This is a genomic window from Thiothrix eikelboomii (assembly GCF_900167255.1).
Classification (GTDB): Bacteria; Pseudomonadota; Gammaproteobacteria; order Thiotrichales; family Thiotrichaceae; genus Thiolinea; species Thiolinea eikelboomii.
In genome coordinates this window covers 1-12,091 of the sequence record NZ_FUYB01000007.1, presented here as the reverse complement: position 1 = coordinate 12,091, position 12,091 = coordinate 1, and the positions used below count along the sequence as shown (strand labels likewise).

General features: G+C 47.7%; 13 protein-coding genes. 1 reads left to right on the top strand and 12 read right to left on the bottom strand.

Annotated features, from left to right (window positions below):
• The first annotated feature begins 3 nt into the window (after positions 1-3).
• Entirely contained in the window at positions 4-738 is a 735-nt protein-coding gene (locus B5D50_RS09075) for a UDP-2,3-diacylglucosamine diphosphatase (RefSeq protein ID WP_078922287.1), read from the top strand.
• Here B5D50_RS09075 and B5D50_RS09070 read toward each other — a convergent pair.
• From B5D50_RS09070 to B5D50_RS09015, 12 genes are all read right to left on the bottom strand, one after another.
• Entirely contained in the window at positions 721-1,143 is a 423-nt protein-coding gene (locus tag B5D50_RS09070) for a DUF1841 family protein (protein ID WP_078922286.1), read from the bottom strand. The genes B5D50_RS09075 and B5D50_RS09070 overlap by 18 nt on opposite strands.
• Positions 1,140-1,775: an endonuclease III gene (gene nth / locus B5D50_RS09065; RefSeq protein ID WP_078922285.1), complete on the bottom strand. Its 636-nt coding sequence runs from the start codon at positions 1,773-1,775 to the stop codon at positions 1,140-1,142. The genes B5D50_RS09070 and nth overlap by 4 nt, the downstream gene beginning before the upstream one ends.
• Positions 1,772-2,464 (bottom strand): electron transport complex subunit E, encoded by a 693-nt coding sequence (locus B5D50_RS09060; RefSeq protein WP_078922284.1) that lies wholly within the window; start codon positions 2,462-2,464, stop codon positions 1,772-1,774. The genes nth and B5D50_RS09060 overlap by 4 nt, the downstream gene beginning before the upstream one ends.
• A gap of 2 nt (positions 2,465-2,466) precedes the next feature.
• Entirely contained in the window at positions 2,467-3,120 is a 654-nt protein-coding gene (gene rsxG / locus B5D50_RS09055) for an electron transport complex subunit RsxG (RefSeq protein ID WP_234975840.1), read from the bottom strand.
• On the bottom strand, positions 3,117-4,151 hold the full coding sequence (gene rsxD / locus B5D50_RS09050; protein WP_078922283.1) for an electron transport complex subunit RsxD: 1,035 nt from the start codon (positions 4,149-4,151) through the stop codon (positions 3,117-3,119). Before rsxD ends, rsxG begins: the two co-directional genes overlap by 4 nt.
• Complete coding sequence (rsxC, locus tag B5D50_RS09045) at positions 4,148-5,752, bottom strand: electron transport complex subunit RsxC (RefSeq protein ID WP_078922282.1); 1,605 nt, start codon at positions 5,750-5,752, stop codon at positions 4,148-4,150. The genes rsxD and rsxC overlap by 4 nt, the downstream gene beginning before the upstream one ends.
• A complete protein-coding gene (gene rsxB / locus B5D50_RS09040; protein ID WP_078922281.1) occupies positions 5,752-6,306 on the bottom strand; it encodes an electron transport complex subunit RsxB in 555 nt (184 codons plus the stop codon). The genes rsxC and rsxB overlap by 1 nt, the downstream gene beginning before the upstream one ends.
• Positions 6,306-6,887 carry an electron transport complex subunit RsxA gene (gene rsxA, locus B5D50_RS09035; RefSeq protein ID WP_078922280.1) on the bottom strand — a complete coding sequence of 194 codons (582 nt, stop codon included), beginning with the start codon at positions 6,885-6,887 and terminating at the stop codon, positions 6,306-6,308. Before rsxA ends, rsxB begins: the two co-directional genes overlap by 1 nt.
• Positions 6,888-7,129: 242 nt before the next feature.
• Positions 7,130-8,140, bottom strand: a complete 1,011-nt coding sequence (gene pdxA, locus B5D50_RS09030) for a 4-hydroxythreonine-4-phosphate dehydrogenase PdxA (RefSeq protein ID WP_078922279.1) — start codon at positions 8,138-8,140, stop codon at positions 7,130-7,132.
• A gap of 21 nt (positions 8,141-8,161) precedes the next feature.
• Positions 8,162-9,499, bottom strand: a complete 1,338-nt coding sequence (locus tag B5D50_RS09025; RefSeq protein WP_078922278.1) for a peptidylprolyl isomerase — start codon at positions 9,497-9,499, stop codon at positions 8,162-8,164.
• Entirely contained in the window at positions 9,486-11,666 is a 2,181-nt protein-coding gene (locus B5D50_RS09020) for an LPS-assembly protein LptD (RefSeq protein ID WP_078922277.1), read from the bottom strand. The genes B5D50_RS09025 and B5D50_RS09020 overlap by 14 nt, the downstream gene beginning before the upstream one ends.
• Positions 11,667-11,820: 154 nt before the next feature.
• A partial coding sequence (locus B5D50_RS09015) for a transposase family protein (RefSeq protein ID WP_143594312.1) occupies positions 11,821-12,091 on the bottom strand: 271 nt, incomplete at its 5' end.

Below are 12,091 nucleotides of genomic sequence, written 5' to 3'. Positions count from 1 at the left end.
TAAATGGCAACTTGGTTTATTTCGGATCTGCATTTAGAACCGGCTCGCCCGGCAAGTACACAGATATTGCTGAGCTTTTTGCAGCACTTAGGGGGTGAGGCGGACGCTTTATATATCTTAGGTGATCTTTTTGAATATTGGATTGGCGATGATTTCTTGCAAACTCCACTAGGGCAGCAGGTCTTGCCGATTCTGCAAGCTATCAAAGCAGTCACGGAAAAGGGGATACCCGTTTATGTCCAGCATGGTAATCGGGACTTTTTATTAGCTGAGCAGTTTGCTGAGTTAGCAGCTTGCCAATTATTGCCCGAGCAGCAGGTGATTGACTTATACGGTATTCCCACTCTCATCATGCACGGCGATTTATTGTGCACGGATGATCTAGATTATCAACAAGCCCGGCTCTTATTCCGTAGTCCGCAGTGGCAACAGCAAATTTTGGCATTGAGTATTCCTGAACGTTTGCAATATGCGCAAAGCTTGCGTAGGCAAAGCCAGCAAACCACTCAAGCTAAACCAGAAGATATTCTCGATGCAAATCAAAATGCCATTGAAGCAGCGATGCGTGCAGCTCAAGTCACTCAGCTGATTCATGGGCATACCCATCGCCCTGCGATTCATGAATTTGAGTTAGATGGGCAGGCAGCTAAGCGCATTGTGCTCGGTGATTGGTATCAACAAGCGAGTTTCTTACGGGTCGATGCGCAAGGCTTGCGGTTGTCAGCCAAGTTTGACTAAGCAATTTAAGTAAGTGGTTTCATCCGGCGGCTGTTGCTGTTGTTGTGCTTGCCAAAGATTCGCGACTAAGCATTCCATCATCAAATGCTCCGTATCATGTGGCCCATAGCGTTCGGCTAGATTGTCATAAATATCCCGAATCCCGACCGGACGATTTGTCGCGACTTGCTCACGTAAGCCTAAATGCAAGCCCATGTGCAGAAAGGGATTGCTAGCACCGTGTTCAGGGGCATAGTCTTGCTGCAAAGCCCGCTCACTCTCGGTGAGTAGCGCATGATATTCAGGATGCTCCAAAATCACGGCAGCGACTTGTTTCTCAAGACCTTCAAGGACTTGTCCCGCTTGTTGCTTTTGCCAGCAAGTTAAATAATAGCGGCGTAAGTTTTCGCGTTGTGCAGAGATCATGCTGGGGTCTTTTCCTTATATTCACACAAATCTGCCACGAGACAGCTCGGGCATTTAGGTTTGCGAGCGGTACAAACATAGCGCCCATGTAAAATCAGCCAGTGATGTGCATCTTGCAGATATTCAGCGGGAATCAGCTTGAGCAAGCCTTGTTCAACCGCGAGCACATTTTTTCCCGGAGCTAAACCCGTGCGATTGCCAAGCCGAAAAATATGCGTATCCACAGCCATCGTCGGCTGCTGAAAGGCCGTATTCAAAATAACATTTGCGGTTTTACGTCCTACACCGGGGAGGGCTTCTAAGGCAGCGCGCTGATCAGGGACTTGCGAATGATGCTGATCAATTAGAATCTGGCAAGTCGCGATGATGTTTTTGGCTTTGGCATTATACAACCCAATGGTTTTAATGTACTCACGCAGGCCTGTTTCACCCAACGCTAGCATCGTTGCAGGGGTATTGGCGATGGGGAAGAGCTGAGCAGTGGCTTTGTTCACACTCTTATCGGTGGCTTGTGCCGATAAAATCACCGCCACTAACAGTTCAAACGGGGAGGCATAGTTGAGTTCTGTCGTTGGGTGTGGATCAGCAGTTTGCCAGCGCTGAAAGAATTCAGCGGCTTGCTCTGGACTCATTCCGTTGCACTCACGGATTTAAGTAAGGTAGTAGACTCAGTGCGTTTGGCACGTCGCTGATCAATATAATTTTTGCCCGCCACCAAAAAACCTAAACTAATAAAAGCACCGGGGGGCAAAGCGGCGAGTAACAAGCCTTTAAAATCTGCACTCAGCTGCAAAGTCAAACCCCGTGCCGCTTCACCAAACATCAGCTGAGCTTGAGATAGTATCGTACCTTGTGCCAATAGCTCACGGATTGCACCTAAAGCGACTAATACTAAGGCAAAACCTAGACCCATCATCGCTCCATCCAACCAGGCATAACGAGGGGGATGCTTGGCGGCATAGGCTTCAGCGCGGCCAATAATAATGCAATTGGTGACAATCAAGGGAATGAAAATACCTAAGACAGCATACAGCTCGAAAAAATAAGCATGGATGAGTAATTCAATCGCGGTCACGGTTGAAGCAATAATCAAGACGAAAGCCGGAATTCGAATTTCTTCACGAATAAAAGGACGCAGTAAGGAAATTAATAAATTGGTGATGGCTAACGTCATTAAGGTAGCAATACCTAAGCCTAAGCCATTAATTGCATTGGTGGTGACGGCCATTAAGGGGCATAAACCGAGGAGTTGGACGAGTCCCGGATTATTTTGCCAAAGCCCATTGAAGGCGATCTCACGATAAGGATGTTCTGCGCTCATGGCTACTTACCTTCTCCTGTCAGTACTTCGGTAGGGGTACTAGGTGCATACACGCTCGTGGGATGCTGTTTAGACCAGATTAAAACCTGTTTGACCGCCGCTACTACGGCTCGTGGCGTAATAGTGGCACCGGTAAATTGATCAAATTCACCACCATCTTTTTTTACCGCCCAAGCCGTTTCTGGCGGGGTTTGCAGGGATTTACCGGAGAAACCAAGCATCCAATCACTCTTTTCTAGCTCTATCCAATCACCTAAGCCGGGGGTTTCTTTATGCGCTAATACACGAACTCCGGCTAAAGTTTGATCCACATTTACCCCGACTGCCAGCCGAATATTACCGCTATACCCCTCCGGGGTCGTAACCGTAAAAATAGCCGCGACCGGCTGCTGCTGTTTGCGTAAGCGATAGACCAAGACGGGTTCAGCGCTCTGCAGCTCTGCAGGTGGCAAGCGGATCGTATCGGTTAAGGGATTATTATCATAGCGATTAGCGGCGACCAACGTATTAATCCGCGTGAGCAAAGCTTGAGCTTCACTGTCTGCAATAGGCTGTGCGGTTAGACGATGCACGCCAGCTAGTAATAAAGTGCCTGCTAAGGCAAAGCCTGCTAATAACAGCATGGGTTTACTGATTTCTCGTGCTAAATGGTTCAAGAGCCAAACCGTCCTTTAGTACCATACACACGCGGTTGAGTGTAAGTATCGAGTAAGGGTACTGCCATATTCATGATCAAAACAGCGAAGGCAATGGCATCAGGGTAACTGCCCCAGACTCGAATAATATAAGTAAAACAGCCAATCCCCCCTGCATAAAGGAGTTTGCCTAAGGGTGTCGTACTGGCAGACACCGGATCAGTTGCAATAAAAAAAGCCCCTAAGAGCGTCGCACCACTGAGTAGATGAAACAACGGTGAACTATAACTCTCAGGATTCAACAACCAAAAAATTAAAGCCATGCCTGTTAAGCTGCCAATTAAGGCCAAGGGAATATGCCAGCTAATGATTTTTTGATACAGCAACCATAAACCACCGGCCAACCAAGCCAGACTGACCCATTCCCAGCCATGACCTGCTAACCAACCAAATTGAGAACCTTGGCTGATTTGACTGACGGTTTCACCAAGGCGTAAATGGGTTTTAATCGTATCCAGTGCAGTGGCTTGGGTAAGTCCATCCCAATAGCTGAGTCCGCCTAAAAAGACCTGTTGTAGGGTTTGCTCAAAACTAAGCTGAGCCATACTGGTCAATTCGGGGTTTGGCCAACGGGTCATTTCGATGGGAAATGAAACTAAGACCGCTGCATAACCCACCATCGCCGGATTAAACGGGTTATACCCTAAACCGCCATACAGATGCTTGCCTATTACTAGCGCAAACACCAAGGCAATTAAAATCAGCCACCAAGGCGAATAAGGGGGGAGGGCTACGGCTAATAACCAGCCTGTTACCAGAGCACTATAATCGGTTAAAAAGAGAGCTAAAGGACGTTGACGCAGTTTCAGCATTAAGGCTTCTAGGAGGAGAGCCAAGCTCAAACTCAACAGTAAATTAGTGACTACGCCCCAGCCAAACCACCCTAGCAACACCAAAGTACCGGGGACGAGTGCATAAATCACTTGTGCCATCACTTGCCCAACGCTGAGTTGTGCGTGCAGATAAGGCGAGGTCTGAGTGCCAAAAATCATGCAGGTTTATCCTCAGTTGCGGTAGACAGTGGGGCAGGTTGCGCTTTCTTCGCTTGAGCACGGGCTAAAGCAGCTTGAATAGCAGCTTGTTTATCTGCAGTATCGGCAGTTTTGTTTTGGGCAGCTGCTTTATGTTTGGCAAGCTTCTCGGCCTTTTCGCGCTTAGCACGCTCAATCCGCTCTTGGTGAAAGTCATGACGTTCCCGTGCTAAATCAGCTTTAGCACGTGCCTCACGCTGAGCATAAATATCCGCTTTGGCATAGCGATAATAATCCACCAGCGGGAGATGGCTTGGACAAACATAAGCACAGCAGCCGCATTCAATGCAGTCAAAAATATGTTGTTGTTCGACTTTTTCTAAATCGCGGGCGCGGGCATACCAATACATTTGCTGTGGTAATAGATTGACTGGGCAGGCTTCAGCACAGCGCCCACAACGAATACAGGGCAGGGGAGGATTAGAGACCGCTGGTTCGCTGACCCATAAGCAGTTGGTCGCTTTCACAACAGGGAGTTGATCACTTGGTAAGGCTACTCCCATCATCGAGCCACCCATGATTAAACGTTGCGCTTTGGAGGTATACCCACCCGCTGCTTCAATCAGGGTTTGCATCCTCATCCCTAGCGGCACTTCGAAGTTTTGTGGCCGCACCACGCCTTGGCCTGTGACTGTGACATAACGAGTAATCAGTGGTTGGCCTAAGACGACGGCTTGATAAATAGCCCGAGCCGTTGCGACATTATGGCAGAGCACGCCAATCGCTGTTGGGCGACTGCCACTGGGGACTTCGCGTCCTGTTAACAGAGTAATCAGTTGGCGCTCACCGCCCGTCGGATATTGAGTTGGGACAGGGATTAGTTTAAGTCGAGGATCATTAGCCTGATCAATCGCTGTTTGCATTGCCGCAATGGCTTGGGGTTTATTATCCTCAATGCCAATGAAACAGTTTAAGCCTTGAGCAGGTGTATACTCCTGCAAGACTTGCAACATGATTAAGCATCCACCGATGATTTCAGCTGCCTGCTCGCGCATCAACATATCATCACAAGTGATATAAGGTTCACATTCAGCGCCATTGATCACGAGGGTGGTGATGGGGCTAGGGCTAGATTCAGGGCGTTGCAATTTAATGGCCGACGGAAATACTGCTCCCCCTAAGCCGACAATCCCCGCCTCGCTAATCCGTTGGTGTAAACATTCAGCAGAGACTGCTTGATAATCAGTAATCGGTGGTAAGCCTTGATCACCCCACTGATCTTGACCATCCGGTATTAAAATGACACAAAGATCATTTAAACCAGACGGATGGGCTATCGGGCGTGTTTCCAGCGCTTGAATTCTACCGGAGGTGCTGGCATGCACTGGCACACTAATCCTGCCATTAGCTACAGCCAACACTTGACCTTTATAAACAAAATCACCCGCTTGCACGATAGGTTTAGGCGGTTGCCCGGTATGCTGTTGCAAAGGAATCACGATTTCTTCCGCAGTGCTCGCCGAGAGTTTACGGACAGGCTGTTGAGTCGAGGCAGTTTTATGATAATCCTTTAGCTCTAAGCCACCCGTGTGTTGCCACCATTGACGAAGCCTTGCTAGCATCAAGCCACCTCCTTCAGTGGAATAATGGGATAAGGCCATTTCCAAGTCGTAGGGCTAGGCTGCACCGCTACCATCAAAATACAATCCACCGGGCAAGGTGGTAAGCAGAGCTTGCAGCCAGTACATTCGGCTTCAATTACGGTATGCATGTGCTTAGCTGCACCCACAATGGCATCGACCGGGCAAGCTTGAATACAAAGAGTGCAGCCAATACAGGTTTGCTCGTCGATCAAGGCGACTAAAGCCTGAGCGGGGGCTTCGCCATGTTCAGCATTCAAAGGTTTAGGCTCGACACCTAGTAACCCCGCTAAGGCTTGAATCGTCACTTCGCCACCGGGGGGGCATTGATTAATATCTGCCTCACCCTTAGCAATCGCTTCAGCATAAGGACGACAACCGGGAAAGGTGCATTGGCCGCATTGAGTTTGAGGGAGCAGTTTATCAATTTTATCGGCTAAAGGGTCACCTTCCACTCGAAAACGAATTGCTGCAAACCCGAGTAATAAACCAAAGAGAGCTGCTAAGCCACCGACGACGAATAAAGCACTTAACATCAATGCTTCACCAAGCCAGAAAAGCCCATAAAGCTGAGCGCCATCAAACCCGCAGTGATCAGACCAATGGCATTGCCTTTAAATACACTAGGAATATCTGCCACCACTAAGCGCTCACGCAGGCTTGCGAACATCACCATGACTAAAGTGAAGCCTAAAGCTCCGCCCATGCCATACAGAGCCGACTCAATAAAACCATGCTGTTGTTGAATATTCAGTAAGGCTACCCCTAAAACGGCGCAATTCGTCGTAATTAAGGGCAAATAAATCCCCAAAACATTGTGCAAGATAGGACTGGTTTTGCGCACGACCATTTCAGTAAAACCGACAATAGCGGCAATCACTAAAATAAAGCTGAGGGTGCGCAAATACTGCAAATCCAAAGGCGCTAACAGCCAAGTATCCACCAGATAGCTACTGACCGAAGAAAGTGTCAAGACAAAGGTCGTCGCTAACCCCATGCCAATAGCAGTTTCAAGCTTACGCGAGACGCCCATAAAAGGGCAGAGACCTAAGAATTGGGACAGTACTAGATTATTAACCCAGACAGTGCCAACAATGATGAGTAAGTAATCGGTCATAGTGTATCTGTATCAGTCACTCGCTATTCAGGTGAGTGGAGGAAAAACTGGGCGTATTTTGCCACAGTGAGTTTTTCAAACCTTAACCGAAAGCAAGAATTAAAGAAAATAGTGAATTAGTTTATAGGCTGATAAAATGTTGCGGTGCAAGATATTTTGAACTATTATCAATCCTGAAGCTACTTAAGCTTCAATATCCTCCTAGCGGTTGGGCATCCTTAAGATGCCCTTTTTTTATGCTTCTAATGCAATTTAGTCGGGGCTTGGCGGCTACGGCCTAAACCAATCGCCATTTGAATCGCTGCTTTTAAACTACCGGTTTCTGCTTTGCCCGTCCCAGCCAAATCTAGGGCGGTGCCATGATCCACTGAAGTACGAATAATCGGCAAACCCAAGGTAATATTCACAGCTTTGCCAAAGCCTGCATATTTCAAAACCGGTAAACCCTGATCATGATACATCGCCAATACCGCATCGGCTTGCTGTAAATGGCGGGGCGTGAACAAAGTATCCGCAGGCAGCGGACCTGTCAAATGTAAACCTTGTTGCTGCAGTTGCTTAATAGTTGGAATCAAGATCTCAATTTCTTCCATGCCCAAATAACCCCCTTCGCCAGCATGAGGGTTTAAACCACAGACTAAAATTCGTGGTTGCTTTAAACCAAATTTTGTACGCAAATCCTGATCAAGAATTTTGAGTACCGCCCGTAACAGCGCTGGCGTGATGGCAGCACTGACTTTGTTTAAAGGTAAATGCGTGGTGGCTAACGCGACCCGTAGCTGATGAGTCGCTAACATCATGACTGGCATGGGGGTCGCGGTTAATTCAGCTAAATATTCGGTATGCCCCGTAAAAGCCATGCCTGCTTCATTAATAATCCCCTTATGCAAGGGGGCGGTGATCATCGCAGCAAACTCACCGGTTTGGCAACCGTGCGTCGCACGCTGTAACAGCTCTAACACATAAGTGGAATTACGACTATCCAAGCTACCCGGCGTAACATCTGCTCGGCAGGGGATATGCAGCACGAGTAATTCCCCTTGCTGGCAGGGTGCTTGCTCTTGATCAGAGGTGTAAGCACGTAACCGGAGGGGCAGTTTCAATAAACGTGCTCGAGCACGTAGCATTTCGATGTCACCGAGGGCAATTACTTCAGCTGCCCAATGAGTTTGACTGGCCAAGATTAAACTTAAATCTGGGCCAATACCTGCAGGCTCGCCAGTGGTTAAGGCCAGTCGTAAACGCTTATGCATAAAAATCCTTGAGATGGGGTTCTATTTTAATTGTAAGCGAGGGGCAGCACCTTGCAATCTGTAATCAATATAAGCGCCGTTACGCAAGCTTTGCAACCAAGCTTGGTATTGCTCTTCTTCCTTACGCCCACCTAAATAGTTAGTGGCTTGCTCACGAATCCGATCAGCGGTTTGATCCGCTTGTTTACGTTCCAATACCTCTAAAACATGCCAGCCAAATTGTGTCTGAAAAGGTTGGCTAAGCGTATTCAGCGCTTGTGAATTCATGGTTTGCTCAAAGGGAGCGACCATTTGCCCCGCCTTAGCCCAACCTAATTCACCGCCACGGGCGGCACTACCGGGGTCATCTGAATGTGCTTTGGCTAATTGTGCAAAATCGCCCCCTGCTTGCAATTGGGCATAGAGGGCATCAATTTTTTGTTTAGCAGCAGCGGGTGAGTTCTTCTGAGTGCTAATTAAAATATGCCGAACCCGTGATTCAGCGGCACTCGCCCGTTTGCCACCCTCCCGCTCTAAGAGTTTGAGCAGATGAAAGCCATGTTGGTCACGCACTACTGAAGAAATATCACCGACTTGCATTAAAGCTAAGGCCCGCACAAATGAGCTGGGTAAAGCATCCGCTGCTTGCCAACCCAAATCGCCACCTTGTTCAGCGGCATTATTATCAGAAAATTGTTTGGCAACGGTGGCAAAGTCTTCACCTTGAGCGATACGGGTTCTAAGCTGTTCGGCTTTAGTCCGTGCGGCATTCACTTGCTCAATGGTTGCGCCATTGGGGGCTGCCACTAACAAATGCTGTAAATGATAACGCTCACCCGCCGTAATCTTTTGGCTTTGACTGGCAATCAGATCATTGACCTCACGGTCTGAAACCGCCACTTTGCCACCCGCTTGCTGCTTGCGAAGTAGATCAGCGGTAATTTTACGCCGAGTTTGTTCGCGTAATGCTTGAATGCTAATCCCTTCTCTTTGCAAAGCGGCTTGGAAAGCTGGCATATCCATACGGTTTTGCCGGGCAATGCTGGCCATCGCCCGATCAACCATCGCATCATCGACCTGAATACCGTTTTCTTTGGCATATTGAGCTTGCAAGCGCTCAGTGACTAATTCATCGACGGCGGCACGCAACAATTCGGTTTGCCCAAGACCTCGCCCTGCTTTGCTCGCTCTTAGCATCTGTACCCGTTGTTGCACTTCACTGTAAAGAATAACTTCACTATTGACGACGACCGCGATTTGATCCAAGGCAGCGGCTTGAAGGCCCGAGCTGGCACTGATTGCTAAACTGCCCATTAAAAAAGCAGCAGGCCACAGTTTGCGCCAAAGAGTGCTGAAAGACAGGATGCTATTTGTAGCCATAAATTCGATTTTCCATCAAGTTGCGTGTACCACTGCCAAAACTACCTAAGCCTTTTAACTCAAGCTCCACAAACAAGGCATCATCATAAGTGGCATTGTCCGATAATAAATACTTGCGTGCCGCTAAACGGCTCTTCCAACAACAGCTTTGATACTCAAGCCCGGCTAAGGTTTCTAAGCTGCGATCATTTTTTAAATCTTGCTCATGAGCACCCACTAAAGTCCATTGTTGGGTGACGGGCGTTGCAAAGGCAATCTGGGCGGATTCATACTCCCCCTTACGCTGACTATACCCTAAATTCAAAATTCGCTCTTTTTGATCCTGATAATTAATTCGTACTTGCCCGGCTGAAATTTCTTTGTTGTTCACATCCGCAAAAGCGGTACCTGAAATTCGGGTAGCATCATTCAACTCACCCGCCATTTCCATCACTACTTCTGAGCGTGAGCCGGTTTTAGCTGTCTCATCCGGCAAGCTGACTTTGCGGTCTGCAAAATAATACATTTGCCCTAAGCTCGCACGAAAAATTTCCCGACCTTTGTCAAGTTCTTGTAAACGGGTCGTGATGGAGGTCGATAGCCGATTATTATCAGCGATCCGATCCTTGCCCGTGAAGTCATTATCATTAAACAGCTGGCTATAGCTTAAACTACGTTCAGATGAGTCAAAGATAGGGATATTTGCCTGCTCCCGAAACGGGGTATAGGTGTAGTAAATACGAGGTTCTAGGGTTTGTAAGCGTTTCCCAGCCTTTAATTCCCGTTCAAAAAACAGCCCTGCATCCACCGCGAAAGTGGGCAAGCTGCGATGAATACTTTTATTGCTCGCTTGTTCTAATTGATAATCAGTCTGCTGGAATTTGAGTTTGGGTTCGAGATACGCGGCTGCGTTTTCAAAGCGCTGCTTGAGGGTAATTTGTGTTGCTAAGCGATGCCCATTATCGCCTTGGCTGCGCGAAAAATAGGTGTATTCGCTACTGGCACTAAGGCTTGGCAGCGGGCTTGTAACTGTGGGTGTCCAGGTGAGTTGGAGTTGAGGTAAGCGGGCGTAGTTTTCGGCACTATTATCTAAGATTTGATAGCTTTGTGCCAAGGCAGAAAAATCCCACTCGGTATGCTGACTGGTATAACTGAGGGTTCGCTCCAAATTGACAATGGTACTGGCAGCGAGCGAGCTACCTAAATCATCGAAATAGTCTTTATCAGAAACTCCTGCTGCTTGTAGCTTGAGCTGGTTATGCGCATCGAGTTGGCTTAAGTGTTGAATATCAAAATGATAACGTAGTGTATTTTGCCGCTCTTGGTCATTGGGTAAAGCATCGTATTGAATTACCCCATGATGTAATTCGGTCAAATAGCGAAATTCGTTTTCTACTTGTAGCCCACGCTTGCTGAGCATATTAGTGGTTAAAGTGAGGTCATAGTTGGGAGCAAGATTCCAATAATAGGGCAGACTGATACGCAGGCCACTTTTTTCATCAGTACCAAAATTGGGAATTAAAAATCCTGATTTACGTTGATCGGTGAGTGGGAAGGAAAAATAAGGGAGATAGAGTAAAGGGCGATCACGGATGTTTAAAGTCACTTGACGTGCCGTACCTTGTTCCGTGCTGCGATCAAGCTTAATGTCTTCAGCTTTAAGGCTCCAGCTATTCACCCCGACAGGGCAGGTAGTGTAGCTGGCGTTTTTTAAGCGGGTGACTTGGCTGCTTTCTTGAATTAATTCACTACTTTCACCACGCCCGTCTGTGCCATTTAATAAATAAGCAACTCCAGTGAGTTTGCCTAAACCACTGTTTAAATTATATTCCAGCTCTTGGCTGGTGACATTCACTTGTGGACCTTTGAAGTTGACTTGGCCTTTGGCTAAAACCTTGCCAGTTTGTCGATTATAAAGGGCTTGTTGTGCACTAAGCTCTTGATCGTTTTGGCTGATGTGAACCTTGCCTGTCAGTTCTGAATCACCCTGCTCACGGAATAAAGCCTGATCAGCCTCAATGTAAATCGCCATTTTATCCAAATCGGCGGGGCGTAGTGTCTTAGTGTAACTCGGAAGAGGGCGCGGATGGGCACAACCATCCTTCTCCCAACCCGTTTGTGCATACAGTAAGCTTGGGCTACAGGACAAGCCCAACACCAATAATCTCGTCTGAGATGACAACAACATGGAATTCCTTGATTTTTCTGTTCTGTTTCAGACTCATAACATCGCATACTCTTTACGAACAGACAATCTTTACCAAATCTGAGTATCCCAATCGCATGATATTGGCTTTAAGCTATTTTCTGGTATTTAATCATTAGACCTCTTGCGAAAATAATTATCCCCCAATCATCCGATTAACAAGAGCGGCGATCAACCGTAAGCGTAGCTCAAACCGTCGTCGCCGTCCTCGGTAAACCCCCTTCAGAATCCGAAAAATTTTCAGTGAGCGAATCCGATGCTCCACCTTGACCCGAACCTTGGCCAACCGCTGATTGAACTCCATTTGCTCCGGCTCTAAGTCTCGACCCGGCGGCTTTTTGAACGGCATGACCACAGAGCATCCCTCGACCCTGAACCCCACATAGCCCAGATCCACCGCACAGACG